Below are 26,771 nucleotides of genomic sequence, written 5' to 3' on the forward strand. Positions count from 1 at the left end.
AGTTCCAGACGGATGAGAAGAACAGCAGCACTCTGTGAAAGCAGATCGTGCAAGCAAGCTTGCAAAGAGCTGTTTTCACAGAGTGGTATTGGGCGGGACGCCCAATCAGTCTCAGACAGGAGCTGCGAAAGCAGCGGATAGTCTGCAAAGCAGACGAGTCTGAGACCTGCAGTTCTGGACGGATGGGAAGAACAGCAGCAAGCTTTAAAACAGAAACTTCGTAAATCGGAAAGGAAGAAAATAATGGAAAAAATAAAATTGGGTATCGTCGGCTTTGGCTTTATGGGCCACTGCGATGCGGACATGATGAATACATTTGACGAGATCGACCTGGTAGCGGTTGCGGATACGAATCCGGACCAGCTCAAAGACGCGCCGGAGGGCGTGGAGACATATGCAAATATTGACGAGATGCTTGCCAACGCGGATATCAATGTCGTGATGGTATCCACACCGAACCCCAGCCATCCGGAGATGGTGAAGAAGGCGGCGGCAGCGAAAAAGCATGTCATCTGTGAGAAACCGGCAGCCATGAGCATTGCGGAATATGACGAGATGGTTGCGGCATGTAAAGAGAACGGCGTGCTCTTTACCGTGCATCAGCAGAGAAGATGGGATAAAGACTACCGGATCATGAAAGAAGTCTATGACAAGAACCTGGTTGGGGATATGTACATTATCAAATCCCAGCTCTACGGTGTAAACGGCAACATGCATGACTGGCACATTTATCCGGAGATGGGCGGAGGAATGCTCTATGACTGGGGCGTACACCTGATCGACCAGATGCTGGATATGGTGAAGTCCGAGGTAGTATCCCTCTATGCGGATGTACAGAATGTCATCAATGAAAACGTAGACGACTATTTCAAGATCATCCTGAAATTCAAAAACGGCGTGACCGCAGAGATCGAGCTGGGAACCTATTACCTGACACCGAAGCGCGCATGGTTCATCGGCGGAAAGAAAGGCTCTGCAATCATCGACGGATTCGGCGGAGAAGGCAAGATTGTCCGCACCGCGCATCTGCTGGAGAACGTACCCGGCAAGATCACGATGACTGCTGCAGGCCCCACAAGAAGCTTCGGCCCGCCGGAGCCGGGACTTCTTTCCGAAGAACCGCTGCCGGAAGTAAACGTGGCGCACAGGAATTATTTTGAGCATTTCCTGAAAGCATTCAATGGAGAAGAAGAGATCATTGTAAAACCGGAACAGGTAAGACGGGTGCTTCGTCTGATGGATGCGGTGAGAGAATCCGCAAAGACCGGAAAATCAATCGCATTTGAGGAATAATTGGCGAGTTGGAGTTAGATTTCACGCAGGCGTGATATGCAGCGGTTATGATTTCGGATGCCCTGCACCTTGCTGCAGGGCATCCGGCCGGTATAATAACAGTTAAATAAAGAAGGGCAGGTAACGTAAACCTGCCCTTCTTTATCATATTCAGCGACTGCTGTCTTGTCTGAAATGAGGAAAACTCAAGCGGAATAACTGCTGCATTGTTTTTCATCAAGAGCAAAATTACAGCAGCGGTTGGCAAGGCTTTCCCAAGCTTTTAATAGAAGGACTGGACTTTTTCAGTCCAGCCCCATCCTTTTTTGGTTCCCACTTGGTGGTAGGGTACACCGCTTTTTTAGCTCCCACTTAATGGTAGGGTACACCGCTTTTTTGAGTATTACTACTCACTAATTATTATATTTTGTAAAGCAGATCATGTCAATACATTTTTGAAGGGTAGGCAGAATAAACGCACGAACAGTAAAGAGGACTTATTTCCCCATTTATTTGGCCAGTTCGTCAATTGCATCCAGCATATCATTATCGTATAATACTTTCAGGACAGCAAGGATTACAGGAATCTCCGTTTCCAGGTTCCTGCCTATTTTGTTACGGATCCGCTTCATGCTCCTATGATAGTAAACTTTCAACAACTTTATAATGAACATGACAAACCTTCTGACCAGACCAAGATTGTGTATCCCGTTTTTCTCTTTTGAACGCAGTTGATCTTCTTTGAATACGATATCAAGCACCCAATGCAGGCCATTTTCGATATTCCAATGCCGACGCGCAACAATTGCGAACAGTTTTGCGATTGGCTTGATGCTGCATAGATAATACCGTTCTTCTATTGATACTTTGCCGGTTTCTTTTTGGATAATTGTCTTCCTTTCATACCCTATGGATGTCAGCTTTTCCCAGTCTTTCCTGTCTTCAAACCAGTTTAAATCGTCTGTGATAAAGTATTCTCTTGTGATGGTATTGTAGGTTGTTTCTTCGATTTCCTTGAAATACTGCCCTTCCTTTGCCAGGATCTCTTTGAGGAGTTCTTCATAGGCAAAGTATTCCTTGACCTCAAGATATACGGTTCTCTGGTTTTCCTTCAAGGCAAGGCAGTAATCCCCGTGTGCCTCTTTGATAATTGCTTTTGCGGTTGCTTTCTGCGTATTCATGGCATCCGCAGTCACCACACAGCCTCTGCAGTCTATTTGTTTCATGACTTTCTGCATTTCCGGAATCTCATTGCTCTTTTCGTCAATCCGCGTGGAAGAAAGGCTGATCCCCCATTCTGTTGACATCACATTAAATTCATTGAGGTTCCGCCTTTGTGTGGGATCTTTGCTGTTCTTTTTTCCGGTATTGTGGGTTTCTTTTCCATCCGCCGCAATCACATCTCTGATATAACAGTCCAGCTCATCATTTTTATAAAGATATTCATCCAGCTTTCCCCCGGCCACAGTGACAATCCGTATCAGGATATTTACCAGCATGCCCTGCAGTTCGTCCGAATGCAGGAGAGAAAAGACTCTTTGGATCGTATCATGGGAAGGAATCCCGTGAGGCAGTTTCAGATATTGTTTCAAAGTCTCCCTTTCGTCTACCGCAAAATCGGCGATATCTGTCCATTCATCATTTCCTGCAAGGACGCCAAAGAAAGCAATCCCGACAATATCTTTCATGGAATGCCACACCTTCGCCTGCTGTCGGCTGTCCGTAAGTTGGTCTGCCTGTATGGAATACTCTTCCATAAATATCTTGTCTAAATCTTTTATCCCCAGTCCCCTCAATTCTTCTACTCGGATATGGATGGTTTCTGATAAACTCTGAAGCCTGGTATCTTTCTTTGACATCTCTTTTATTTGCCTTTCTAAACTATAATCTGGTTTATTTCAGGCATAGTATACACGATTTTCGATGTCAGATAAAGAGTGTTGGAAGAATATTCCCTCGTGAATACGCACAATTTTAACTGAAATATACCCACATGTTCATTCATGCGTTTATTCTGGAAGGGTAGGGAATTGAAACCTGCCCTTCTTTGTGATACCATGATAGATACAGATTGGGTGAATCGGGACAGTGTAAGCGTAAAAAATGATACGGAATCTGTACACATGAAAATCTGATTTGTAAATTGCCTGCAAAGGGGAAATGGATATGAATGTTCTTCAGGGTTTGACAGAATTATACAATCACCTTTCTTTTGACAGTACATACCGGAATGTCTGCAGAGGGATCCTCGAGAATCTGGAGGAAGCGGCGGACGGCAGTATTTATGATATTGCGGAGCTGACGAACTCATCCCGGACGACAGTGTGGCGGATGGTGCAGAAGCTGGGGTATCAGAATTTTACGGATTTTCATCATGAATTGAAACGGGCGGTGAAGCAGTATACCTACTACAATCGGCTCCTGCCGCCGGAACAGAGCCAGGATGCCGTAAGTGTGAAGGATGCCATGCTGGCACAGGCCATAGAAACCTGTGAGACCGTGCGGGATCAGATTGATGCAGATGAGGCGGAACGGATTGCCGAGGAACTGAGCGACGCGGATAAGGTGGTCTTCTATACACCTTATAAAAACAGCGCCATACTCTCGCTGCAGCAGAATCTTGCCATGGACGGGAAGGAGACGGGATATTACTGCCTGCTTCCGGATATGATGGAGGACAGCAGTACATTGACGGAGCAGAGTATTGTCATTGTCAATATGATCGAACATGTGGAAACTATGGACATGGAGCCGGTGTTTGCCAATATCAAGGCAAAAGGGGCGAAGGTATATGGCGTGTCGAAGCGGTATAAAAAGTATCTGGACAGGGAATTGTTCCGGGGCAGTAGGGAAAAGGTGGTAACAGGGGTCCTTTTGTTTGACCTGTATTTTCTGATGCTGAGTGAGATATACCGGATGAAATATATTCGGTAAGTGTGAAAAAAGGGTAAAAGAATCTGGTTTCAAATTTGAAACCAGATTCTTTTTTGGTGGAACATTGTTGCTGAGGAAGAACGCCGATGAAAAATTCCTGCCTTATAATGGAGACATAAACAAAGAGAAAACGAAAGGAGTTATGAAAGCGATGAAGTACAGTTTATGTGCAGACATTATGTTTGTGGCAGTCGGCGAAAAAGGGCCTGTCTGGCCGGATACGGACGGAATCATTGAGGGCATGAAGCTGGCAAAAAAGAACGGATTAACGGGGATTGAAATGTTTGATCTGGAGGGAAGAGATCTGGACCGCATTGCCGCGGCGGGAAAGGAACTGGGGATTGAGATCCGCGCATGTGTTTCCGCGGGAGCCTCTCTTCTGGGAGACCCGGCTAAGACAGGGGAGCTGGTTTCCCTTTTTACACAGAGTGTGCCAAAGGCTAAGCAGATCGGGTGTAGCAGACTGATCCTGAATGCGGCTGATTATGCGAAAGATCTTTCCGCAGAGAAGGTTCTTGCGGCGATGGAGGATGCATTGAAGCGCCTTGCTCCGATTGCTGAGAAAGAGGGGGTAACAGTACTTGTTGAGCCGCTGACGGGCGGATTCTTTACAAGCTCGAAACAGGCATTTGGCTTAATTAAGAACGTAGGAAGTGAACATGTAAAGCTTCTTTATGACATGTTCCACTTCCAGAATATTGAGGGACAGATTACGGAGACGATCAAGGCGAATCTGGAGCTGATCGGAGATCTTCACGGGGCAGGGGCGCCGATGAGAGCGGAACTGACAGTAGGAGAGCTTGATTATGCGTTTATTTTGAATACCGTGAAGGAACTTGGCTATGAAGGAAACTTCTGCCTGGAATTCTTTACATTCGAGAACCGCGATGAGAAGGTGGCCGCATCCTGCAAAGTGCTGCCTGCATAACAGAAGAAACCCTGGTGTACTGTACCATTCATTTTCAGCCAAATGAATGCGGCGCTGCACCATACATATTATAAAAGTAATATCCGGCCGTACAGTCGGAAGAATATAAAAAATCTATGGAGGAAAATGAAATGGCAAAGAAAAGAATCGGAGTAATTGGTATTGGTGAGATCGGAACGACAAAGCATTTAACACAGCTTGTCAAGCATTCGGATGAAGTAGAGGTCGTTGCGCTGTGCGATATTCTTACGGAGAGATGTGAAAAGGCCAATAAAGATTTCGGCCTGAAAGCAAGGATTTACACGGATTACAAAGAAATGTGCGCGGCAGGCGATATTGATGCGGTACATGTTTGTACTCCGAATCCGCTTCATTGCGAGATGACGATCTGTGCGTTTGAACACGGAAAAGATGTTTACTGTGAGAAACCCCTTGCATGTACTTACGCGGACGCACAGAAAATGCTTGAGGCACAGAAGAAAGCAGGCAGGAAGCTTACAAGCGGTACACAGTGGCGTTATAATACGGCTCCGATGGAAATGAAGAGAATGTATGAAGCAGGTGAATTCGGAGACGTATACTATATCCGTTCTTCTCAGCTCCGTCCGAACCGTCTTCCGGCATACGGTGTATACACAAGTAAGGAGTTGAACGGCGGCGGAGTTTTAATGGACGGAGGCCCTCATTCCATTGACCTTCCCATGTGGCTGACAAACAATTATGATGTTGCAAGCGTTCGGGGAGTCACTTTTGATAAGATGAAAAATTTCCCGGAAGGAAATCAGCTTGGGCCGTGGGATCCGGACAACTTCGATGTAGAAGATACCGCAATGGCCATGATCACAATGAAAAACGGCGCGATGTTCTATATTGAGACAGCGTGGCGTACAAACATGCAGCAGGAAGCTCCCGGAATCATCTGCTCCGTAGCCGGAACGCTTGCCGGTGCGGATATGGTCGGCCCTGGATTTGAAGACAGCGTTCGTATTACCAAGATGGTTGGCGGAGAAATGAAAACAGAGATCACGAGTCCGGAAGCGAAGTATGACATGTGGGAATATGACATGACAAAATGGGTGGAATGTATTACAAAGGGAACGGATCCCGCGGTTCTTCCGGAGCAGGCAGCAATCGTTACCCGTGTGATTGAGGCTATTTATCAGTCTGCGGCAACGGGTGAGACAATCGTATTTGAATAAAACTGAACGAAGTTTTTTAGAAAATGGGGGGACTGTACGCCGTATATAGCCGGCAGTGACAGTCCCGCTTGCTTTATAAAAGCGGAACCCAAAACCAATGAAATGATCGCGGCGGAAGAGAGGGCTATGGAAAACAAAAGAAAATTAATGCAGTTCTTTTTTATCAGACAGGAAGAATCATCGGTGCATTACCATCAGGATTTGGAGATCATTTATGTGATGAAAGGGAAAATGGAGATTAAAATTGATGAGTCGGCGTATCAGCTCCAAAAAGGGGATTTTATCTTGATCAATGCCAATAAAAGACATTCCTGCGTGGGAACGCAGGGGATTTTGGCGGCAAGATTTTTTATTGATTTTCATGTTCTGGCGGAGCATATGGGAACGCTGCAGCTGATGTTCTGGTGCAATACGGTGGCGGACAGAAATGATGCATATGAAGAGGTACGGAAATTATTGGACCGGATTTTAAGCTGCTATTCCGATCAGGAGGAAAAAGGTGCATTATATCTGAATGCGCTTTATTATGAGCTGCTGCATCATCTGGTCAGCTGTTTTATGGTGAAAGCAGATCAGGTATGGACGAATCAGGAGGATTCCAGAAATCAGATCCGGATTCGGCAGATACAGAATTATATCCAGGCAAACTATCAGACGCAGATCAGCCTGAATGATCTTGCGCAGAGATTATATCTGTCGAATGTGTATCTGTCAAAATATATTAAAAAACATATGGGACTTACCTTTTTGGAATATCTGAATAATGTGCGTCTGTTCCATGCGGTAGATGAACTGCTGTATACGAATAAAAGTATTACACGTATTGCGATGGATAACGGATTTCCAACATCAGCGGCATTTATCAAGAGCTTCCGGAGCATTCACCGTGAGGCACCCAGCCAGTATCGTAAGAGGATGCAGCAGAATATGCCTCCGGTTCACCAGGAGTATGAGCTGGAAGAAAAAAGCCTGGATTTGGTACACGAATATTTAAGGAACAGACAGATGGGACAGCAGGAGACCGGGAGCAGACAGCAGATTTGTACTGCGGATGCCAGCCATTATGAGATTCAAAATGCGGATTGGATCCGGGCGGTGAATGTGGGAGAAGCGTATTCACTTCTGCAGTCAGAGGTGCAGGATCAGCTTATACAGATTCAGCAGGAGACCGGCATGAGATATGCAAGGATCTGGAATTTGCTCTCCCAAAAACAGTGTGCAGACGAAAAAGGGGGAATGAATTTCCGAAAGCTGGATCTGGTGCTGGATTTTATCATTGATCATCAAATGAAGCCGTACATTGAACTGGGGGGAGGAATAGAAGTAAAAGAGTCGGAGAAGGATAGAGCGAAAAAGAAAGAAATGTGGGATTATAACCTGTTCTGTGAAATGATAAGGGCGTTATATCTGCACCTGATCAACCGCTATGGTCTGGAAGAGATAGAGGGCTGGTATTTTGAGTTCGGGAAGGCTTCCGGCCTTGGAATGACAGCGGAGGACGTAGCCTATTACCAGGCCTTTGAGGCCATCTGCCGTATATTTAAGGAGATTGCTCCGGAAATTCGGGTGGGAGGCGCCGGGTTTTTACTGGGGTATGAAAAATCCTTCTGCCGTGAGATCTTCCGCATCTGGAAGAAACGTAAGTTCCGGCCGGATTTCCTGTCCTTTCGTTCCTGTCAGGATATGTCGATTGCTGAGGACGAGCTTATTTATGGAAGAAGATCCATTGACAGCGGCTACATGAAAAATCAGATGCAGTTAATCCGGGACACGATGGAAGAGGAAGGTTTTCAGATTCCGGAGATACACATTGTTCAGTGGAATTTTACGGACTCGAATCAGAATGTGTTCAATGACAGCTCTGCGCAGGGAGCCTATATAGTAAAAACCTGTATCAGCATGCTGGGCAATGCAGATTTTATGGGATATTGGCAGGGACTGGATATCGGGTCGGACTATGCTCCTACAGGGGCAGGGGCGCCGGGCGATACGTTTCTGGCAGGACAGGAAAGTACACAGCACGGTCATTCGGACATTACGTCCGTATTGAACGGAGAGTGCGGACTGATTAGCAGAGATGGTATACGAAAGCCCTCTTTTTATGCGTTTCAGTTCATGAACAAGCTGCAAAGCCATGTAGTATGCAGAAATGAGAACAGTGTCGTTACCGCAAATGGGCGGGGACGGTTCACTGTGGTCTGCCATAATTATAAAAGCTTTTCATCAAAATATGCATTCTGTAAAGAGGAAGAGATCCAGATCGACGAGATGGATCAGTTTGTGGAGGATATGGAACCGCTGAGGCTGAAAATCTGTCTGAAAAATATAAGCAATGGAACTTATCAGGTAAAGTCTCATTATGTGAATCACGAAAATGGTTCGGTTCAGAATATCTGGAAAATGATGGGGTATGAAAAGGTTCTTGCGAAGGATGAGATCGAATATCTGAAAAGACGGGCGATCCCCAGTATGGAAATCAGGACTGTTCAGGTAACGGATGGGACCATGGAACTGGAACATGTGATGCAGCCTCAGGAAATCCGGCTTTTGGATATTTGGTACAGATATTAAAATTTCTATGTTGATTTTTAGTTTTTATGGTTTTTTTGAAAAAATTGTATTAAATATTGACGCAGGTTTCAGATAAATACACGAAAGAAAATTTTTGATAAAGCGGTAAACTTAAATATAACAAAAACATGGAGGATCAATGAAATGAAAGTACTGGGAATTTCCTTTGGAAGAAGGAATCAGCGCTGTGATGTGATGGTAAAAGAGGCACTGTTTGCAGCGAAGGCAGCAGGAGCAGAGGTGCAGTTTATCAATACGATCCGAATGGATATCGGACATTGCCGCGCATGTGATTACTGCAGCCGTCTGCGGGACAAGGGGGAAGTGGAGATCCACTGCTGCATGAAGGATGACTTTTCTGTTTTGGAGGAGGCGTGTCTGGAAGCGGACGGGATCATCATCGGCGCGCCGGTCTATGCGGTCGGCATCGTAGGGCAGTTTAAGAATTTTGTGGATCGTTTCGGGCCGTCCCATGACAGGGCAGCACTTCTGGAAGTAAATAAAAAACGTAAGGAAGAAGGCAAACCGGAGCTGGATTCCAGATATTTTAAAGACCGCTATACCGGATTCATTTCCGTAGGAGGCGCGCAGACTCATAACTGGGTTTCTCTGGGGCTTCCCATGCTGGATCTGTTCAGCTTTTCCTTCTGTATGAAGTGCGTGGGTCATGTGGATGCATATGATCAGGGAAGGACAGGACATCCGCTGCTGGATCCGGCTCTGATGGCAAAATGTGGGGAGCTTGGAAAGGCTGTGGCAAAGTCTGTTGGAAAACCATACGAGGAAGTGGATACCTGGGTGGGAGAGGATGGAGTTTGTCCGGTCTGCCATAACCCGCTGCTTAGTATGAACGGGACGACCCACGTGGAGTGCCCGGTCTGCGGGATCTGGGGAGAGCTGTCCGTGGAAGGAGAGAGGGTGAAGGTAGATTGGCTTGAAAAAGAAATTGCGCGGGCACGCAATACGACCATCGGAATTTATGAACATTACAATGAGATTCAGAACATGATCAAGGTCTGTGTGCCGAAACTGACAGCCAACAAGGAGACATTACCGAAGATGATGGAAAGATATGAGAACTTTGAAGAGAGCATTACTGCCATGTAACACGGAGAAATGAGAATAAAAATATACCATTACTTTAGAGAAAGTAATGCCAGGAGGGCGCTATGAATGAAACAAAAATAAACAGATATGGTATGGAACCGCTGACCTTTAAAAATTACTTTGTGTACGGAATGGGGAATTTTGCTTCCCAGTTGTCCTGGACCATGGTAGGTACATATCTCTCCATTTTCTATACGGATGTATTTGGCCTCGGGGTAGGGGCTGTAGCCATGCTGATGCTGATCGCCAAGGTCTGGGATGGTATCAATGATCCTATGATGGGAACCATCATGGAACGAACTCACACGAGATGGGGACGTTTCAGGCCTTATATATTTGCTGGCGCGCCGCTTCTGGTCGTATTTACGATCCTGACATTTACGGTTCCGGGATTCGGCGGACCGGCCAAGCTGATCTATGCATATGTGACCTATATCGGACTGGGAATGGCTTATACCATGACCAATGTGCCGTACACGGCGCTCCCGGCCGTTATGACTCATGATCCGAAGGAAGTAAACCGGCTGAATGCCGCGCAGATGATGGGCATGACCATCGGGCAGATCGTTCTGAACCTGACCGTATTGCCTCTGGTCACCTTCATCGGCGGCGGAGACCAGGCAAATGGATATCAGAAGACGGCAGCCCTGCTGGCAATCGTTGCACTTCCGATGTTCTGGGCAGTGGCAGTGATGTCGAAAGAAAAGGTGACGGTGGAAAAGAAAGAACAGGGCAAGGTTCTGGACGGCTTGAAAATGATTGCAAAGAATAAGAACCTGCTCTGCGCCATGTTCTATTCCTTCTTTAATATGTTCGGTATCTTAGGACGTATTTCGGTGGCTGTATTCTTTTACATGCACTGTGTACAGAATTTTGCGCTGATCACGGTATTTATGATGATGCAGATGGCAGTCGGGACGCTGGTGATGCCCTTTGCGCCGAAATTTGTAGAGAAGTTCGGAAAAAGGAACGGCGCGATCATCTCCATGGTGATTCAGGGAGCCGCATTGCTCCTGCTGTACTTCGGACCATCCACCAGTATACCGTTCAACTTCCTGTGCATGATCATCTATGGAACCGGATATATAGCAGGTCCATCCGGAAGCGGCATGATCGTTGACGCGATTGATGACTTTGATGACAAGTATGGTGTCCGTAATGACGGTATGGCATTTTCCTTTAACGGTACCGCAATCAAGATCGCGACCGCAATCGCCAACTCAGTGTTCCTTCTTGTCATGGGGGCATTTGGATATGTGGGCGGCGGAGAGATCACATCCCATGTACAGACCGGGATCAATCTGGCTGCAAACATGCTTCCCGGAATCGTATTCCTGATCGGGATCATTCCGCTTGCATTGTATGACTTGGACAAGCCGGGATATATGGAGGCGGTCAGAGAACGCCTGACCGCGCGCAACGCGGAGAAAAAAGCGGAAGAGTAACTATGACCTCTTTGCCACACCTGATATCGTGAGGGTATCCACACCGAATCCCAGCCATCCGGAGATGGTGAAGAAGGCAACAAGAAAACTGCTATGATTTTTGTCATGGCAGTTTTTTTGTGCGGAAAAAGATAAAATTTTACGCCTCAGAAAGCAGCAGGGAGAAAAGCGTAGATATGCCGAAAGATATAAACTAAGAAATAATATATTTTTCTGCCCGGCAGGGGGCGGCATATACGGACAGAAAGCAATCAATTTGCTACGCAAATTGGTTACAGACAACAGTCAGGAGAAACAGGAAATGAACAAGATACAGATTACATCGGCAGGCGGGGAAGCCTGCCATTCCCACAGAAGTGCAGAACTGATCTATGTGCTGACAGGACAGGCCAAGATCCATATACGGGGAGAAGATTTTCAGGCGTTTCCAAAGGATGTGATATTGATCAATCCGGAAGAACCGCACGGCTGGAGCGGCCATAAGGGCGCGCTGGTCTGTAAGATATATATGGACTATTATGTGCTGAAAAATGCGCTGAAGCAGGAGCCATTTTTGTTTTTATGCAACAGTGTCAGAGAGCCGGAGAAGGATTATGGGAGAATCCGCTACATCCTGGAAACGATTTTGAGCAAATATGCGGAAGCGCCGGAGGGGTTCTGGGTGGAAAGCCTGTATTATGCACTGTGGGAGGGAATCAAGACCCAGTATCTGGCGGCAAGTACCGGACAGACCGCACCGGTGGGTGATAAGATCGGAGAAGTGATGGACTATATCCAAACGTCTTACGGCCAGCCGTTAAATCTGGCGGAGACAGCGGCGAGATGGTACATGTCGGAATCCGCGTTTTCCAGGTTTTTCAAACGGGAGACGGGAACCGGATTTACGGAATATGTGAGAAATCTCCGTCTGGAACAGGCAAAGGAACAGCTTTTGTCCACCAATAAGACCGTCACGGAGATTGCCTATGACTGCGGATATTCCAATCTATCCGTATTTAATAAAAATTTCCGACAGGCATTTTCCTTAAGCCCCAAACAATTCCGGCAGGAAAGAAACATACCGGTACAGAAAACAAACGCTTCAGATCTGGATGGGCTGGCGGCTTATTTAAAGGATTCCGCCTCTTATAAGAAAAAGGCAGAGACGAAGGGAAAACGGATTTTGATTGATACAAGGCAGGGAAGTCCCTTCGGGGATTCGGCGCTGCACTGCATGAATGCCGGGATGTTTGCCAATCTTCTGGAGGCAAGGGTGCAGAAGCATGTGTCCATGGTAATCCAAAACCTGGGCGTGAAATGCATCCGGCTGTCCAACCCTTTTGATCCGGAGCTGAAAATACGGTCCGGCCACGGGACGGAACAGATGAATTTTGAAAAAATGGATACGGTACTGGATTTTTTGCTGGAGCAAGACGCGGTTCCGGTATTTGAGCTTCCGGAGCGGCAGAAAAAGATGATCGTCAGTATCGGTTCGGATAAAAGGCTGGAGGAGATCAGGACAGATCCGGTTTTTCTGTCCCTGGAGGAGTGGGAGCGTGCCCTGGAAGCGCTGATGAAGCATCTGGCAGACCGCTATACGGCAAAGGAGGTCGGCAGATGGGGCTTTGAGATCTGGTACGACGTGGAACAGGTGACCGGCGCAGGACAGATTCCGTATTTTCTTTTATATGAGCGGACGAGGAGCATCATCAAGGCTTATGCCCCGGAAGCGAAGATCGGGGGCAGCGGATTGAATACCGAGCTCAGCCGGGACGTGCTAAAGGAACAGCTCCTCTGGTGGAAGGATCGGGAGGATCGACCGGATTTTCTGACATTTATCAGTTACCCATACCAGGTGGAATGGGATGAAAAGAAGGAGACAGGAAAACAGTACAGCCTTTTGAGCATTGATTCGGATACCCACTTTGTAAAACAGGATATGGAAAATTATTATGCTCTCATGAGGGAGACAGACTATCCGGAAACACCGGTATGGGTATCTGAATGGAATACCTCTCTCTCGGAACGGAATATTTACAATGATAGCTGCGCAAAGGCATGCCATATGCTGACGCAGATGGTGGATGCCGCGGACAGGATCTGCCGGATGAGCTATTGGGGGATCAGCGACTGTCCCTCTCAGTATTTTGATTCTGCGGCCCCACTGATCGGCGCCACCGGACTGATCACCAGGGACGCTCTGCTGAAGCCGGCCTACTATGCGTTTGAATTTTGGAAGCAGTTGGGAGAGCGGATGCTTGGAAAAGGAGAACACTACATCGCCACATCCCAGCATGGGGACTCCGTCCAGATCCTGACATTTAACGCGAAGCAGTTCAGCTACGGTTATCAGCTCAAGGACGAGGACCGGCTGGCGCCCGGTGAGCTGCCGTTCGTATTCCGGAACAGCCATAGGCTGGAGCTGACTTTTGCCCTGGAGGGGATGAAAAAAGGAAAGAAAAAAATATGCATTTACCGGGTAGGGGAAGTCTCCGGCAATGTTTTGGCGGAGTGGAAAAAGCTGGGGTACGCCAATGACCTGCTGCGATCGGAGATTGCATACCTGCAGAAGATCTGCATTCCACGGATGGAGGTATTGTATCAGGAGGTCACAGGAGGGATACTGGAGCTGGATGTGATGCTGGAGGCCAACGAGATGGCGCTGATCCTGGTTTTCTGCAAGGATTATCCTTAAAAAGGGAGAAACAAGTCTGCGGAGATGGCCGGAAATCCAGATCATCGGTTCAGAGGAGGAAAAACGGCAAAAATTGACAAATATATAGATGATTTTTGCACCTCTGATTCATCCGGACATCAGTATTTTCAAGGAAAGGACATTTTTCAAAGGCTGTGGATTAGTTTTTCGGGAAAAGAAATCTTAAAATAGTAAGAAAACAAAGGAAAAGGAGGATTTCTTTTATGGAAACCGGAAACAGAGTAAAAGAAAATGTCGGACGGATTCAGGTCGGGGCATATGGGATGGGGAATTTTGCGTGCCAGCTATCCTTTACGATGGTCAACATGTACCTGGCATATTTTTATACCGACGTATTTGGACTGTCCGCGGCGGCGGTGGCAACGCTTCTGCTCGTGGCGAAGGTATGGGATGGTATCAATGACCCGATGATGGGGGCGCTGATGGATAAGACATATACCCGGGTGGGGGGATATCGTACCTATATGATCGCTGGTGCCGTTGCATTGGTGGTCTTTACCATTCTGACGTTCAGCGTGCCCGGATTCGGAGACAGCGGAAAGCTATTCTACGCCTATGTGACCTATATCGGGCTGGGCATGGCTTATACGGTAATGAATGTGCCGTTTAACGCGCTGCCTTCCCGGATGACGGACAACCCGAAGCGGCTGAACCAACTGTTCGCATCCAGCATGTGGGCAGGGGGACTTGGAAGTACGGTGCTGGGAATGTGCACCATGCCCCTGATCCTGATGCTTGGAAACGGCGTGCAGGAAGCAGGCTATCAGAAAACCGCCATAGTCTATGCGGTAGTTTCCCTGCCGATGGTTCTTTTGATGGTGCGGCTTTGTAAAGAAAATCCGGACATTGCGAAGGCAAAAGAGATCACGGCCGCTAAAGAGGGTGAAAAAGGAACGTCCTTTTTTGGATTTATAAAATCCATTTTTACCAATAAAAACCTGCTGTGCGTCTATGTATACATGTTCTGCGCAATGTTCAGCCAGATTGGAAGGGCAAGCACCGCTTTCTATTATTATATGTTCTGTGTAGGCAATATGGCCTGGGCATCCGTACTGATGTCCGTAAGCGGGTTGGTGGGCCTGGTGCTGATCCCCTTTGTCCCGGCGCTGATCGGGAAGTACGGAAAGAAAAAGGTGGTCATTGTATCACAGATCATCCAGATTATCGGACTGATCATGATGTTTGCAGGCCCGTATACCAATATTCCTTATACCATTGCCGCAAATCTGGTCTATGGACTTGGCGGCGGGTACAGTGCATGTGTGGGCGCTATGATCGTCGATGCACTGGACAATTATGAATACAGGACCGGTGTGCGCAACGACGGAGTGGCATTTGCATTTAACGGGCTGATGACGAAGATCTCCGCAGCCATTGCGGGTTCCATCGGTCTGATGGTCATGGCGGCGTTCGGGTATACCAACGGCGCAGACCTGACGGAGCGTGCGCTGACCGGGATCAATACAGGCGTCAATATTGTTCCCCTTGTGGCGGCGGCAGCGGCGATCGTCCCGATGCTGCTCTTTGACCTGAATGAAGAGAAAATGACAGTCATCCGTCAGACGCTCAAGGAACGCAGGGAGACTGTATTAAAGGGGCAGTAGAGAACGTGCGGAGCCGTGGCTGCAGGCTGCCCGCGGCAGGAAGCTCTGCAAAGAATTTCTTAGAGGAAAAACCTGGAAAGGAATAATCAATATGAAGCTGGCAACAACGAAATATGGTGTGATAGAAGGCGTGGAGAAAACGGGATATTCCTTGTTTTGCGGAATCCCATATGCAGAGCCGCCGGTCGGGGAACTCCGCTGGAAGGCGCCCCGGCCCGTAAAACCCTGGGAGGGCGTGTACCGTGCAGACAGGTTTCGTGCCCGGGGCTGGCAGGAAAATGATACGGAAGGGGAGGTTCCCTTCTGGAAGGAAAAGCTGTTGAAAGAATTTTACGATGATCCCCGGTATATTCCGGAGATGAATGAAGATATGCTTTATCTGAATATCTGGACACCCGCGAAGCAGGCCGGAGAAAAACTGCCGGTTGCATTCTGGGTGCACGGAGGCGGCTTTGGAAGCGGCTGGAGCTGGGAAAAGGAATTTGACGGAGAAGCATACTGCGGGCGGGGAGTGATCCTGGTCACCATTGCGTACCGTCTTGGAATGTGGGGGAACCTGGTACACCCCTGGCTGAACGCAGAGAATGAACATGGCGTATCGGGGAACTACGGTATTCTGGATCAGATAGAAGCGCTGAAATGGGTCTATGACAATATTGAGGCATTTGGCGGTGATCCGGACAATATTACGGTGTTCGGGCAATCGGCCGGGGCCATGAGCACACAGTTTCTTGTATCGACGGAATTATCCGGAAACAGGATCGCAAAGGCTATCTTCCAGAGCGGCGGGGCACATAACAACGAAGCGCTTGCTGGCCGCACCTGGGAAAAGAGTATGGAGATCGGCCGGGGATTTGTGGAAGAGACAAAGGCGGGGTCGCTGGAGGAGCTGCGGGCCATGCCGGCAGACCGGCTGGAACTGCTGGCGGAAGCATACAGCGCCGTGAAGCAGGAGGGAATCCTGTTTATGCCGGTTGCAGACGGATATGTATTTTCGGAAAATACAACGGATTGCCTGGAGCACGGACATGTAAAGCAGATTCCGTATATGCTGGGCACTACGGAAAATGACCTTTTTGTCACGCCCGAAATGCTGGAAAGAGGGGAGAAGACGACGCTTTACAAAGGGTGCATCGAATGGAGCCAAAAAACAGAAGAACTCTGGAACCAGCCTTCCTATGTGTATTACTTTAAGCGGCATTTGCCGGGGGACGACTGGGGTGCGTTCCACTGCGCAGAGCTCTGGTATATGTTCGGCACGCTGGATCGCTGCTGGCGGCCCTTTGAGGAGCAGGACCGGAAGCTGAGCCGGGAGATGCTGGAGTATTGGGTGAACTTTATGAAAACCGGGAAACCGGCGGATGCAGAGGAGTGGAGACCCTGTACAAGGGCGGATGCGTTTGTGAAAGTACTGGAATGATTCGCGGCGGGAGCCGTTTTTGCCAAAGGAAAATCAGCCTTCCTGCTGCCGACGCTGAGATAAGGAAAAGCCGTTGCTTGGGTTTTTGTCCATGCAACGGCTTTTCGGGTGGTTCTGATTCAATTTTTGAAATACAAATCAGAGGGTTCATCTGCACGATATGATTTCCATTCTTCTGTTATTTTCCGTATCAAATCCGGTTTCAAAAAAATAAAAATACCGAATACAAAGAGTATAATTCCCCCACAAATAGACCATAACATATTTATCATACTCCTTTATCAAATATTTCCAAAGCAATCTGAATAATTTCGTCCACTTCATAGTCCAGCTGAACAATTAGCTAAAGAAATCAAACTCATCCACCGCAAAAGCGATGTCAATCTGGAATGGCTCACGCTGGGGCATCTGCAATCCCTGTTCGTCTGCAATGACCAGATAATAAGTTGCAGTATTGCTGTATTTCAGAGATTTCAGATTAAACTGGCAACGGAAAGTACGCTCTGCACCATTATCGCTTGTCTTATCTGCAATCATCTTCTGAACATCACTAATCTGCCTGCCATTTTCATCCGTAAAGTAAACCTGATAGGCAGCTGCTTCACGGTTGGCACCAACAGCATCCTTCTGATAGAAATTCAGAGAAAAATCATATTACTGATTTTACGGTTTGCTGACAACAGATTAACCGTTACCGGTTTCTTTTCATCTGCTTTCTCATGGCCGGATTCGATGCAAGTCCCATCTCATCCATCCAAATAGAAATCAAATCTGCCCGGAACTCCTCGCTGTAAAGCTCTATATCTAAAAGCCAGTTATCATCTGGGCGGTTGTACGCCAGCGGACTGTAAACCAGATAGTTTGCGGTCAAATCATCCACTGAAAGCAGTTTTTTCACAGAAAACGCATTGTTACCAGTCAGTGCAACCACCTTTGCATTTTCAAGGACCACCTCGTCCAATTTGTCCTCAAATTCTTTATCTTTGTCATACCAGAAGATGATACGACGCTGATAAAATTCCGGCAAAGGGGCAGCAAACCGACGGTTCAAGTCTTGTATTACTTTGTCGGTATCCATGCCGCGTTACCTCCCCTCTGCGTTCTTCAAATAAATGGTACTTCTTGCTGCACCCGTTTTTTTCAGCCAATCTTTTTCAATCATCGACTGCAAAATAACCCTTGCTCTACGCTGCTTCACATTAAGAAGTTCCATCACTTTATTTGTTGTTATAGAACCATTTTCCAGTACATATTTATAAATGCATTGTTTCTGTTCACTATCCGGCATTTTGATAGCATTATCCGGCACATCATCGGCACTATCCGGCACTTTATCGGCACTATTGGGATCATTGAGATCACGATTGAGGTCATTAAGGTCAACTGTATCATTGCTCTGGTCTCGATAAATGTTGATACGCAAATCAACTTCACCACCAATAAATTCTGGTTCCCGCAATCCGGCTTTCTTTACTTTGCCAATAATTCTCGGGATGCCGCTTCCCCAATGCTCAATTAAATTCATATAAGAAAACGCATGGGCAAGTGCTTCATTCCTGATTTTAGAATAACCTTCCTTCATACGTTCCACAGTCTGTCCCATTGGCAATTTGCCAGGAGAAGTGATTTCCAGCCGGTTATCATAAACAGCAACCTGTATCGTTCCATGATCCAGATAACTGCGATGTACCACAGCGTTGATAACTAATTCACGAATGGCATCCGGTGGAATTTCATAAACATCCTGCCGGTAAATCCCCACAATAGTCGCGCCCAGATGAATATTCCGCAGAACAAACTGAAATGCTTCATCTATTTGCTCCCAAAGCGGGCCGGGATATTCTCTACGGTCAACAAATACCGCTTTTGTTGTACCTTTGAACACACCACATTGTGTTGTGACATGAAGTCCTCCGTTGCCAGTCAAAATGGCAAAGGCATTGGACGGATAATCTTTTCCGTCACGCTCAATCAAAACCCCCCAAGAACGCAACTGCTGTCTGCCAACCTCTTTGACAGATGCTTTCTGTTCTTCATTATGAGCGTTTTTCAATGCCTGTTCCTTCATGGCTTTGCAAAGAGCGTCAATATCTTCATCTGTAATCGTTAATCCAGTACACAAAGCTTGATCGAAATAGCGATTGCTTCCTTCAAACATCAGCTCTTTGATCATGTATTCGTCAGCAAGACGGGTAGTTCCGGCAACACGGACATATACCCCGCCTTCTCTACCAAGAGCCTTGATATAATACGGTCGCTGTCTGCCCTCGGAAATTTCCGCTACAATAACAGTCTTACCGTCAACTGTCCGTAATGTAATATCCGGAATAATCGTCGGTTCACAGCTATCTGATACGGCATTGGCAATTGCATCCATTTTCTAGAATACCTCTTCCTTGTCAAAGCCAATTACTTCTCTGGCAGGTTCTCTTTGAACTCCACATTCTTGGATTCCCCTGCAAGAATTTCTTCTATTATGGTCATGATCCTCCTCCTTTCTTTATCAAAAATCTGGTCGTTGCCAAACCAATCGACAATGCAAGCATATTTTACTGGCTTTATTTTCATAGAATCTATAAGCAAATGGATCTTTCTTTACCTTTTTGGCAAAGTACGTCAATAAACCAACCCAATCTGGTAATCCATAATATCTTCGGGTAATACCAGAACCCGCAAATAAAAATGGGGTTGTATTAAATCTTGCAACCACTTCCTGTAGTGTCATGTAGCACCTTCCTATGTTTAGATATTCACATTATTTTTTGGTGTTTCTAAATTTTGGACTCACTGAGTCCAAAATTACTGACAAGCCATTATTCTTTATTTTGACTATCTTCTTGTACCAATTCCTCTACCAAATATGCATCGCTCATACAGTGCATGTCCGATACGCCATCTCGTATCAGCTGATAAACCTCGGAATGATAGAAAAAGCTCAATGCCGCATCCAGTGAAAGTCCCTGCTGTTTTGCAAAGCGCTCAATGACACGACAATATTTTTTTTGAAGCAGAATTGGATTTGCCGTCATAATCTTTCACTCCCTTCAAAATGCAACAAAGACAGTGCTTTTTCTGTGCAGAAACAAATTTGCAGATTCGGCCTTTCATAACGCAGACGATGGATGGCTTCTGCTTTATCAATCAGTCCGTCAAAAAACAGTTCCACTGTATTGAATACCTTATCATTGGCAACACCACCAAATACAAGGTCATAGTTGGTCATATCTTTTCCACTGCGGCAGTTCAGAATAAAATCAAGCCATTCCTCGGAATAAGAATCGAATTTCAAAACATTCAGTTCAGTTTCCCGGCTCTCATCATACTCATATTTTGAAATAATACCATCTTTTCCTCGACGTTTGAACTTTCCACACCACTTTGCAGCCTGCTCATACAGCGGTGTGACATAAAAGCCACGTCCGAAGTCCAAATTGGGGCGGGAATGAACCAAATCCGGCTGTGAAATTTCTAAAAAAGAACCATGATAGAGAATCATACTTCCACCCCCTTTTCCTTCATTACATCAAGGAGGTCATTCACGATATATTCCCGGCTCTGGGTGTGCAATACTTCGTATTCCGGCACGATATAACCGTTCAGAATATCGCTCTTTTCGGCAAACGCCTGATAAACGCGCTCTGCATCCACAGCCAGCTTTGCCGCAACATTTTCAATACAGAAAACGGCAAACTCAAGCTCGTTGGAATTTTTAATGTTCTCATCCGTCATCATACGCAAGCCCTCCTTTACTTTATTTTAGCCAAAACATCCTGAAAAATTGCATAATTTTTCTTCACGCCGTCGTCCAGGTCAATAGAAATCATCTGGTCGGCAAGGTGATGAATTTTCTCTTCGTAGATGCGGATTTCGGCATCTTGTGCCTGCAAAGCAGTCAGCTTTCTGTTCAGCTTCACACGCTCGCTGGGTGGAAGCATTGGCAATACGCTGTTCCAGGCCGGCAATAGCAGTGCCTTAAAGCCATTCTTCTTGCCGCTGTCAAACAGCCAATAGATCGGACGTTTCTGATAAATCTTACAATGATCAGCATAGAAATCAAATCTATCTTACCAAAGGACGTGTCCCTTAACCGGTACTTCTCTCCAATGACTGTCAGCATAAACTCCCAAACAAGTCGGCTCTGCTTCATCATCGCATACAGGCAGATCTGCTTTGCTATCTCTGTCGGCTGCGATGCAATCGCAGAAACCAGAGTTTCATCTTCCAGAGCATGAAGTCGTTTCATACAGGCTTTTGCCATCCGTGTAATCGATTTTTCAGTTGGATACTGGAAAAGATTCTGCTCCACAATTTCTGTTACAATCGCTTCATCTGAGAGTCCTTCGCTCATCAGCTTTGCGGTGGAACGCATTTCATAGAAAAGGAACGGTTCTCTGGTCAAAGACGCTATATACGGATAAGAATGATCCACAATGTTTTGCCTCCTTACGGTTCCTCTTTTTTACCAGGAACAAATTCCATGATGTCCCCAACATCGCAATTTAATACGGAACAAATTTTTTCTAATACATCCATGCTGACATTTTCATCTTTAGATAACTTCGACATTGTTGTCGTACTGAAACCAGTCTGCAAGCGCAAGTCTTTTTTTATCATGTCTTTATCAATCAGCATTTTCCACAGCTTTTTATAGCATACTGCCATATTGTCACCTCTTACCATTATTCCTGTTTAAAGTTCAGTATTCTCGTTATTTACCCGTTATTTCCTCTATCATAGCATAGAAGTGCGAATAGTACAATCAAGATGTCAAAATTTCAAATTCATGCTTTACGAACTCGCAGTTCAGATTTGTCATTTTGGAAATTATGATAACAAGAGCAGAATTTGAGAAAAAGAAAAAAGAATTATTGAACAGATAAAAGGAAGAATTTGTGATATACTTAACATGTATTTGGCGTGTCGGGGATACAGGTAATCTATAGAAAGAGGATGCAGATTGATGAATGGCAAAACTACGAAAAAAAGTGCTGCTAAGACATCTGAGCAGCAAACGAAAGGTACGTCTGGTAAGAAACAAAATAATTTGACTTCTAAGAAAAAAGAAAAAGTGCATTGGTACCAAAAAACGGGGTGGATTCTATTTTGGTTATTTATGTTTTTTCCAGTTGGTATTGTATTGACTTGGAGGAATAAAAAGTGGAATAAAATTGTAAAAACCCTGTTTAGCGGCTTGTTTGGCTTTTGGTTTCTAATTCTCTGTGTAGCTGCAGCGACACCGACACCGGAAAAACAGCTTGAAGAAATTATATTATCCCTGGACAGTGATCAAGTTTATGATATTAATAATCCAGTAGATATTGTTGTAGAAACGAATCCGGAAGATTATCATATCCCAAAATCCGCTTTTGAAATAACAGGCGGTGAATTGGATTTTAAAGATGATAAAATAACGTTTACCTCATCTGTAGATGGTGAATTTGATATTAGCGTAGAGTATTCGGATGTTATGAGTAATACACTTACGCTGAAATTTGAAGACAAAGAAGCGATTGCGCAGGCTCAGATTGCAGCGGAGCAGGCGGAACAGGAGCGTATAGCTGCGGAACAGGCGGAGCAGGAACGGATCGCCGCCGAACAGGCCGAACAGGCACGGATTGCAGCGGAGCAGGCGGAACAGGAACGGATTGCAGCGGAGCAGGCACGGATTGCAGCGGAACAGGCGGAACAGGAACGGGTTGCAGCGGAGCAGGCACGGATCGCACAGGAACAGGCGCAGATCGCAGCGGAGCAGGCGCGTATAGCGCAAGAGCAGAATCAGCAGACGGCTCCAATAGAAGCAATGGTATGGTTATCTGCAACCGGAAGTAAATATCACAATAAACCGAATTGCGGAAATATGAATCCAAACAATGCCCGCCAGGTGACTTTATCAGAAGCACAAAGGTATACGGATGGACCTTGCAAAAACTGCTATAGATAATCTTTTATATAGATCGTATCGCTAAGAAAAAAGCCGTAATCTAAAGGATGGGGATTGCGGCTTTTTATAATGAAATTTTATATATTTTTATAGTGTACCTGTGTGAAAAAAAGCTTTATATGCGCTGTATGCGTTACTGTTCACACGGTGTCGTGCACTCGCTGCACGGCATCCGGCCAATTCAGTGATGGGGCGGGCATCCAGCCCGTCTACACTCCGTTCCGGTCCGTCCTAAACAAGCGTCGCTGGCGCTTAGGACCGCCGGGAGGCGACTTTTCAATGGGCTGGATGCCGTTACTGTGAGCACCCGGCCAGGGTGTGAACTGTAACCATATATACAATGTATTGACATGGCACATTTGGGATAATATAATATTGTAAAGGAAGGTGTTGATATTATGGCAACGACTAATATTACAATGAGAATGGACGAAGATTTAAAAGCACAGTTGCAGGAACTTGTTTCTAATCTTGGAATGGATATGACAACTTTTTTTACATTATCTGCAAAACAGGCAGTCAGAGAACAAAGAATCCCGTTTATGATTTCTATGGATATTCCTAATGAAGAAACAAAAGAAGCAATAGAAGAAGTGCGTCAAATGAAACAAAACCCCTCTATGGGAAAATCTTATACGGATGTCGATGAAATGATGAAGGAGTTGCTGGTATGAAATATACAGTAAAACCAACTACTAAATTTCAAAGAGATTTGAAAAGAATACAAAAAAGAGGGTACGACATTTCATTGCTGACAAATATAATTAAGAAATTGGCTGATGGAGAACAATTACCTGAGAAAAATCGTGATCATAGCTTAAACGGAGATTTTGTTAATTGCCGAGAATGCCATATTACTCCGGATTGGTTGCTCATATATGAAATTGATAATGGAGAACTGATATTGTATTTGACAAGGACAGGAACGCATAGTGATTTGTTTTAAAATTGAATCATGGAAGATATTACATGGACTATTGCAGTTGATGTCAGTTATGACACGTGATAACCGTTTTGAGGTATAGTCCGGATATGGAAAGGAAACCAACGAATATATGTGAAGTATTAGAACACGTAGAGAACAGAGGAATCCAGAAAAGGATAGAAAAAGGCGAGGATACAATTTTATCTTTGCGCCTTGAAAATGCAATATCTGGCAGTTATTCAGCTGTCAATGTTCAGCGATCTGAACATTGACAGCAACAATTGAAAAACCTGAATCCATGTGATGTCAGACATTTCATCGGAAAAACATAAAACAGGCGCTTATGCAAATGCGAAGTTTGAGTTACTTACCGCTGCTGTCTGATGGCTTATACTTACCCCAATTTCCTCTTGTTCTGATAAAAAGTAATCAATGAATAAATACACACAATGATAATCCAAATACCAATTCCCGGCAAAAATACAAGATTGTTGTTTGGCACAAACAAAGCAAGCAGACACTGGATAAGCCCAAAAGGAATTGCCGTGTACCCGGCAAATCTATGCGTTTTTTGCCAGCATAGTTTATCTTTTAGAATCCAAGGCAATTTAAAACCAATCCGGCTGCGGTAAGGCATTTGCGGTAAAAAATTTCCGACTAATACCATTAAGCTCCCTACGATAAGCACAATGCCTTTCATGTAATTCATTTGCAAACCGCAATACTTAGCTATCGTGACAAAATAGAAAAGAAAAATTCCAAGTCCAAAGAAGTGAATTACAGTTAGAGTAATATCATTTCTCACTTCATTGTCGTTTTTGGAGATTTTGTGAGGAAAAAAGGCTGCAATAGCTAACGCAAGCAAAATAACAAAACAAATCCCAACAAAAACCCAACGGGGAGGGCTTTGCATAAACAAAGGTATTTCGCTGGGAAGGTATTTAAAGCATAAGGCTGTCCCTATAATGAATAAAATCAGGAATATCATATTCAGACTTCTACATAGTTTCATTCTCGTTTTCCTCTTTTCCTGTCGATTTATTTGTATCAAAAAATTCCAAAAATGTTCCTAAAGTTGTTTGCAATACAGAAGCATTAAGGGAATAAGTAACGGACATCCCCGTCCGTTCGCCTGTCACTAACCTTGCTTCTTTCAAAATATCAAGGTGTTTTGATATGGCAGGCTTTGAAATCGTAAAATTTTCAGAAATTTCCTTCGCCGTCATATCACCGTTTGCGAGCAGCTTTAGGATCTGCCGCCTGGTATCATCAGATAAAGCTTTGAATACAGTAGTCATCTAAACAAATCTCCTTTCCACATAATACTGTATTCATTTTTCCTTGTGTGTAAATTGATGGTAAATCAAATACGGAACAGGTGTAAGCAGCAGGATAAAATACTTACTTGCATACCAGCCTGCTTCTCCATTCACATCAAAATGGAAGGGTATCTTGTCCGGAAGGAAAAATGTTGCCGCAAACAATATGACAAAGGTTCCGATCAATAACACTGCAGGGATCATTTTTTTCTTACTCATAGCTTCTTCCTCCTTTTGAATGACATATTTTGAAATATTACTCTTGATGAGACGCAATTCCTTTACACACAAGTAAAATTAGAATACATACACTGCACGATAGAAAGGTTATAATGCCTCCGGCAGCGAATCCGTTCTGAAGCATTTTTGCTGCCGCAAAGAAATATCCGATTGAAATTGCGATACAAAGCAAAATAGAGAAAACCACATTGACATTTTGCTTGATTGCTTCTGCTTCATTTGTCCATTCCAATTTTGGACGTTTCATGTCGATAAATACTCCGATCAAGTTCCATAGCACTGCAAATAATATGCCAACGAAAGAGATTATTCCAATCTGGATAAAACTATAGTTAAAGTAAACCTTGAATATTAAGCAATTTATGATAATCCCCATAATCGAAATACTTGTAGAAAACAGGGCTTTCACAAACGCCTGCCGCTTTAATGAATACGGAATGATCTTCATTATCCAAAAACTTGCCCCCTCTCTGGAAAAACTGCTTGAAGCTACTACATTGATTGCGGATGTAAGTACGATTACCGCAAGCGCAAACAGTACCGCATAAAAGGAAAATTCCGAGGCTGATACCAGGGCTCTTATTTGTTCTATATTCTCTGCGTCTGCACTGATCCGAAAAGACAGCGGCAATAAAAAGGGGGTAATAAAAATTCCAAACAATCCGTTTATGACATACACCGGATTACGGAAAAACGTTTGGTACTCTTTCTTAAAATAGCTTCTCAGCTTTGACGATGAGTTGTATTTCACCGCCTTTAAGCGAATCCGTCCCTCTTTATCATAAATGGCATATTTCTCTCCGATCACAAGATGACTCAAATAGTAGTATACGCCGATAAACACAGCGGCAAGTATGATGCAGAATAGTTTTAATCCGGGATGAAAACGGATATACGAATTATAGAACGGGAATGGTACAATCAAATCATGAACCCGGTTCAATAAGTCTCGTTCTGCGCCTGTTTGCCCATTTGATAATAGAACGCCGATCAGGCTGCCTGCAAAATACACCATGATTCCTGTGACTGCCAGCATGATCCTCATACATTTCAGAAGCATGGCAATTTTCAGGCATATTGTCACAAGAACCGCTAATGGGAACACGACAATATGAGGAAGTATCGCTGCCGCAGAGATATATGTAATGACCGCAGAACTATCTCCCATGTA

Annotated in this window: 28 protein-coding genes and 1 pseudogene; 13 read left to right on the forward strand and 16 right to left on the reverse strand. The window is 45.2% G+C overall.

The features are described 5' to 3' along the window. Nucleotides 1–174: 174 nt before the first annotated feature. Complete coding sequence (locus tag EBB54_RS02675; RefSeq protein WP_279229986.1) at nt 175–1,293, forward strand: Gfo/Idh/MocA family protein; 1,119 nt, start codon at nt 175–177, stop codon at nt 1,291–1,293. A gap of 488 nt (nt 1,294–1,781) precedes the next feature. Here EBB54_RS02675 and EBB54_RS02680 read toward each other — a convergent pair whose 3' ends face one another. Continuing rightward, entirely contained in the window at nt 1,782–3,131 is a 1,350-nt protein-coding gene (locus EBB54_RS02680) for an ISAs1 family transposase (protein ID WP_125126243.1), read from the reverse strand. A gap of 307 nt (nt 3,132–3,438) precedes the next feature. On the opposite strand from EBB54_RS02680, the gene EBB54_RS02685 reads away from it, so the two are divergent. The 9 genes from EBB54_RS02685 (at nt 3,439) to EBB54_RS02725 (ending at nt 17,175) form a co-directional block, all read left to right on the forward strand. Next, nucleotides 3,439–4,206: a MurR/RpiR family transcriptional regulator gene (locus EBB54_RS02685; RefSeq protein WP_125126244.1), complete on the forward strand. Its 768-nt coding sequence runs from the start codon at nt 3,439–3,441 to the stop codon at nt 4,204–4,206. A 151-nt stretch (nt 4,207–4,357) separates the two neighbouring features. Continuing rightward, a complete protein-coding gene (locus EBB54_RS02690) occupies nt 4,358–5,134 on the forward strand; it encodes a sugar phosphate isomerase/epimerase family protein (protein ID WP_125126245.1) in 777 nt (258 codons plus the stop codon). Nucleotides 5,135–5,265: 131 nt separating this feature from the next. Continuing rightward, the gene (locus EBB54_RS02695; protein WP_125126246.1) at nt 5,266–6,333 is read left to right on the forward strand and encodes a Gfo/Idh/MocA family protein; all 1,068 of its coding nucleotides are present in this window, start codon (nt 5,266–5,268) and stop codon (nt 6,331–6,333) included. 126 nt (nt 6,334–6,459) lie between these two features. After that, the gene (locus EBB54_RS02700; protein ID WP_125126247.1) at nt 6,460–8,904 is read left to right on the forward strand and encodes a GH39 family glycosyl hydrolase; all 2,445 of its coding nucleotides are present in this window, start codon (nt 6,460–6,462) and stop codon (nt 8,902–8,904) included. A 144-nt stretch (nt 8,905–9,048) separates the two neighbouring features. Beyond that, nucleotides 9,049–10,011 carry a flavodoxin family protein gene (locus tag EBB54_RS02705; protein ID WP_125126248.1) on the forward strand — a complete coding sequence of 321 codons (963 nt, stop codon included), beginning with the start codon at nt 9,049–9,051 and terminating at the stop codon, nt 10,009–10,011. A gap of 62 nt (nt 10,012–10,073) precedes the next feature. Next, entirely contained in the window at nt 10,074–11,456 is a 1,383-nt protein-coding gene (locus EBB54_RS02710) for an MFS transporter (protein WP_125126249.1), read from the forward strand. Between the two features lie 301 nt (nt 11,457–11,757). Then, the gene (locus EBB54_RS02715; protein WP_125126250.1) at nt 11,758–14,130 is read left to right on the forward strand and encodes a GH39 family glycosyl hydrolase; all 2,373 of its coding nucleotides are present in this window, start codon (nt 11,758–11,760) and stop codon (nt 14,128–14,130) included. 224 nt (nt 14,131–14,354) lie between these two features. Further along, nucleotides 14,355–15,755 (forward strand): MFS transporter, encoded by a 1,401-nt coding sequence (locus tag EBB54_RS02720; RefSeq protein WP_125126251.1) that lies wholly within the window; start codon nt 14,355–14,357, stop codon nt 15,753–15,755. A 91-nt stretch (nt 15,756–15,846) separates the two neighbouring features. Then, on the forward strand, nt 15,847–17,175 hold the full coding sequence (locus EBB54_RS02725; protein WP_125126252.1) for a carboxylesterase/lipase family protein: 1,329 nt from the start codon (nt 15,847–15,849) through the stop codon (nt 17,173–17,175). 119 nt (nt 17,176–17,294) lie between these two features. Here the strand turns inward: EBB54_RS02725 and EBB54_RS31755 are convergent, their stop codons facing one another. From EBB54_RS31755 to EBB54_RS02775, 11 genes and pseudogenes are all read right to left on the reverse strand, one after another. Then, nucleotides 17,295–17,447: a DUF6199 family natural product biosynthesis protein gene (locus EBB54_RS31755; protein WP_330554343.1), complete on the reverse strand. Its 153-nt coding sequence runs from the start codon at nt 17,445–17,447 to the stop codon at nt 17,295–17,297. A 67-nt stretch (nt 17,448–17,514) separates the two neighbouring features. After that, nucleotides 17,515–17,712 carry a hypothetical protein gene (locus EBB54_RS30740; protein ID WP_205128745.1) on the reverse strand — a complete coding sequence of 66 codons (198 nt, stop codon included), beginning with the start codon at nt 17,710–17,712 and terminating at the stop codon, nt 17,515–17,517. Nucleotides 17,713–17,866: 154 nt separating this feature from the next. Then, entirely contained in the window at nt 17,867–18,253 is a 387-nt protein-coding gene (locus tag EBB54_RS02735) for a hypothetical protein (protein WP_243127483.1), read from the reverse strand. 6 nt (nt 18,254–18,259) lie between these two features. Continuing rightward, nucleotides 18,260–19,659, reverse strand: a pseudogene (locus EBB54_RS02740) (ATP-binding protein). 19 nt (nt 19,660–19,678) lie between these two features. After that, on the reverse strand, nt 19,679–19,900 hold the full coding sequence (locus tag EBB54_RS32105) for a hypothetical protein (protein ID WP_125126253.1): 222 nt from the start codon (nt 19,898–19,900) through the stop codon (nt 19,679–19,681). 88 nt (nt 19,901–19,988) lie between these two features. After that, nucleotides 19,989–20,204, reverse strand: coding sequence for a DUF3791 domain-containing protein (locus EBB54_RS02750; protein ID WP_125126254.1), 216 nt, complete (start codon nt 20,202–20,204; stop codon nt 19,989–19,991). Further along, complete coding sequence (locus EBB54_RS02755; RefSeq protein ID WP_125126255.1) at nt 20,201–20,671, reverse strand: DUF3990 domain-containing protein; 471 nt, start codon at nt 20,669–20,671, stop codon at nt 20,201–20,203. The genes EBB54_RS02750 and EBB54_RS02755 overlap by 4 nt, the downstream gene beginning before the upstream one ends. Next, nucleotides 20,668–20,907, reverse strand: a complete 240-nt coding sequence (locus tag EBB54_RS02760; protein WP_125126256.1) for a DUF3791 domain-containing protein — start codon at nt 20,905–20,907, stop codon at nt 20,668–20,670. Before EBB54_RS02760 ends, EBB54_RS02755 begins: the two co-directional genes overlap by 4 nt. A 14-nt stretch (nt 20,908–20,921) precedes the next feature. After that, on the reverse strand, nt 20,922–21,089 hold the full coding sequence (locus EBB54_RS30950) for a BREX-1 system adenine-specific DNA-methyltransferase PglX (protein ID WP_243127484.1): 168 nt from the start codon (nt 21,087–21,089) through the stop codon (nt 20,922–20,924). Further along, a complete protein-coding gene (locus EBB54_RS02770; RefSeq protein WP_243127485.1) occupies nt 21,086–21,604 on the reverse strand; it encodes a DUF1819 family protein in 519 nt (172 codons plus the stop codon). Before EBB54_RS02770 ends, EBB54_RS30950 begins: the two co-directional genes overlap by 4 nt. A gap of 14 nt (nt 21,605–21,618) precedes the next feature. Then, nucleotides 21,619–21,837: a helix-turn-helix domain-containing protein gene (locus EBB54_RS02775; RefSeq protein WP_125126257.1), complete on the reverse strand. Its 219-nt coding sequence runs from the start codon at nt 21,835–21,837 to the stop codon at nt 21,619–21,621. Between the two features lie 298 nt (nt 21,838–22,135). On the opposite strand from EBB54_RS02775, the gene EBB54_RS30955 reads away from it, so the two are divergent. From EBB54_RS30955 to EBB54_RS02790, 3 genes are all read left to right on the forward strand, one after another. Next, a complete protein-coding gene (locus EBB54_RS30955; RefSeq protein ID WP_193554334.1) occupies nt 22,136–23,116 on the forward strand; it encodes an efflux RND transporter periplasmic adaptor subunit in 981 nt (326 codons plus the stop codon). 398 nt (nt 23,117–23,514) lie between these two features. Then, nucleotides 23,515–23,790, forward strand: coding sequence for a type II toxin-antitoxin system RelB/DinJ family antitoxin (locus EBB54_RS02785; protein ID WP_125126258.1), 276 nt, complete (start codon nt 23,515–23,517; stop codon nt 23,788–23,790). Continuing rightward, on the forward strand, nt 23,787–24,062 hold the full coding sequence (locus EBB54_RS02790) for a type II toxin-antitoxin system YafQ family toxin (RefSeq protein WP_125126259.1): 276 nt from the start codon (nt 23,787–23,789) through the stop codon (nt 24,060–24,062). Before EBB54_RS02785 ends, EBB54_RS02790 begins: the two co-directional genes overlap by 4 nt. Before the next feature lie 373 nt (nt 24,063–24,435). Here the strand turns inward: EBB54_RS02790 and EBB54_RS02795 are convergent, their stop codons facing one another. The 4 genes from EBB54_RS02795 to EBB54_RS30960 are packed head-to-tail and all read right to left on the reverse strand — an operon-like array spanning nt 24,436 to nt 26,636. Beyond that, entirely contained in the window at nt 24,436–25,053 is a 618-nt protein-coding gene (locus tag EBB54_RS02795; RefSeq protein ID WP_125126260.1) for an SdpI family protein, read from the reverse strand. Continuing rightward, on the reverse strand, nt 25,040–25,339 hold the full coding sequence (locus EBB54_RS02800; RefSeq protein WP_125126261.1) for an autorepressor SdpR family transcription factor: 300 nt from the start codon (nt 25,337–25,339) through the stop codon (nt 25,040–25,042). The genes EBB54_RS02795 and EBB54_RS02800 overlap by 14 nt, the downstream gene beginning before the upstream one ends. A gap of 33 nt (nt 25,340–25,372) precedes the next feature. Next, entirely contained in the window at nt 25,373–25,579 is a 207-nt protein-coding gene (locus EBB54_RS02805) for a DUF1648 domain-containing protein (RefSeq protein ID WP_004082613.1), read from the reverse strand. 37 nt (nt 25,580–25,616) lie between these two features. Continuing rightward, nucleotides 25,617–26,636 (reverse strand): hypothetical protein, encoded by a 1,020-nt coding sequence (locus tag EBB54_RS30960; protein WP_243127487.1) that lies wholly within the window; start codon nt 26,634–26,636, stop codon nt 25,617–25,619. Between the last annotated feature and the right edge of the window lie 135 nt (nt 26,637–26,771).

This window comes from Schaedlerella arabinosiphila (assembly GCF_003885045.1).
GTDB lineage: Bacteria > Bacillota > Clostridia > Lachnospirales > Lachnospiraceae > Schaedlerella > Schaedlerella arabinosiphila.

Coding starts and splice junctions, on each gene's coding strand:
- EBB54_RS02700 (WP_125126247.1), top strand. CDS start 6,460: ATGGAAAACAAAAGAAAATTAATGCAGTTCTTTTTTATCAGACAGGAA.
- EBB54_RS02805 (WP_004082613.1), bottom strand. CDS start 25,579: ATGAGTAAGAAAAAAATGATCCCTGCAGTGTTATTGATCGGAACCTTT.
- EBB54_RS02800 (WP_125126261.1), bottom strand. CDS start 25,339: ATGACTACTGTATTCAAAGCTTTATCTGATGATACCAGGCGGCAGATC.
- EBB54_RS02720 (WP_125126251.1), top strand. CDS start 14,355: ATGGAAACCGGAAACAGAGTAAAAGAAAATGTCGGACGGATTCAGGTC.
- EBB54_RS02725 (WP_125126252.1), top strand. CDS start 15,847: ATGAAGCTGGCAACAACGAAATATGGTGTGATAGAAGGCGTGGAGAAA.
- EBB54_RS02735 (WP_243127483.1), bottom strand. CDS start 18,253: ATGGATACCGACAAAGTAATACAAGACTTGAACCGTCGGTTTGCTGCC.
- EBB54_RS02710 (WP_125126249.1), top strand. CDS start 10,074: ATGAATGAAACAAAAATAAACAGATATGGTATGGAACCGCTGACCTTT.
- EBB54_RS02750 (WP_125126254.1), bottom strand. CDS start 20,204: ATGACGGCAAATCCAATTCTGCTTCAAAAAAAATATTGTCGTGTCATT.
- EBB54_RS02695 (WP_125126246.1), top strand. CDS start 5,266: ATGGCAAAGAAAAGAATCGGAGTAATTGGTATTGGTGAGATCGGAACG.
- EBB54_RS02785 (WP_125126258.1), top strand. CDS start 23,515: ATGGCAACGACTAATATTACAATGAGAATGGACGAAGATTTAAAAGCA.
- EBB54_RS30740 (WP_205128745.1), bottom strand. CDS start 17,712: ATGATTGCAGATAAGACAAGCGATAATGGTGCAGAGCGTACTTTCCGT.
- EBB54_RS02680 (WP_125126243.1), bottom strand. CDS start 3,131: ATGTCAAAGAAAGATACCAGGCTTCAGAGTTTATCAGAAACCATCCAT.
- EBB54_RS32105 (WP_125126253.1), bottom strand. CDS start 19,900: ATGACACTACAGGAAGTGGTTGCAAGATTTAATACAACCCCATTTTTA.
- EBB54_RS02790 (WP_125126259.1), top strand. CDS start 23,787: ATGAAATATACAGTAAAACCAACTACTAAATTTCAAAGAGATTTGAAA.
- EBB54_RS30960 (WP_243127487.1), bottom strand. CDS start 26,636: ATGCTGGCAGTCACAGGAATCATGGTGTATTTTGCAGGCAGCCTGATC.
- EBB54_RS02795 (WP_125126260.1), bottom strand. CDS start 25,053: ATGAAACTATGTAGAAGTCTGAATATGATATTCCTGATTTTATTCATT.
- EBB54_RS02760 (WP_125126256.1), bottom strand. CDS start 20,907: ATGATGACGGATGAGAACATTAAAAATTCCAACGAGCTTGAGTTTGCC.
- EBB54_RS31755 (WP_330554343.1), bottom strand. CDS start 17,447: ATGATAAATATGTTATGGTCTATTTGTGGGGGAATTATACTCTTTGTA.
- EBB54_RS02715 (WP_125126250.1), top strand. CDS start 11,758: ATGAACAAGATACAGATTACATCGGCAGGCGGGGAAGCCTGCCATTCC.
- EBB54_RS02690 (WP_125126245.1), top strand. CDS start 4,358: ATGAAGTACAGTTTATGTGCAGACATTATGTTTGTGGCAGTCGGCGAA.
- EBB54_RS02705 (WP_125126248.1), top strand. CDS start 9,049: ATGAAAGTACTGGGAATTTCCTTTGGAAGAAGGAATCAGCGCTGTGAT.
- EBB54_RS02755 (WP_125126255.1), bottom strand. CDS start 20,671: ATGATTCTCTATCATGGTTCTTTTTTAGAAATTTCACAGCCGGATTTG.
- EBB54_RS02685 (WP_125126244.1), top strand. CDS start 3,439: ATGAATGTTCTTCAGGGTTTGACAGAATTATACAATCACCTTTCTTTT.
- EBB54_RS02775 (WP_125126257.1), bottom strand. CDS start 21,837: ATGGCAGTATGCTATAAAAAGCTGTGGAAAATGCTGATTGATAAAGAC.
- EBB54_RS30955 (WP_193554334.1), top strand. CDS start 22,136: ATGAATGGCAAAACTACGAAAAAAAGTGCTGCTAAGACATCTGAGCAG.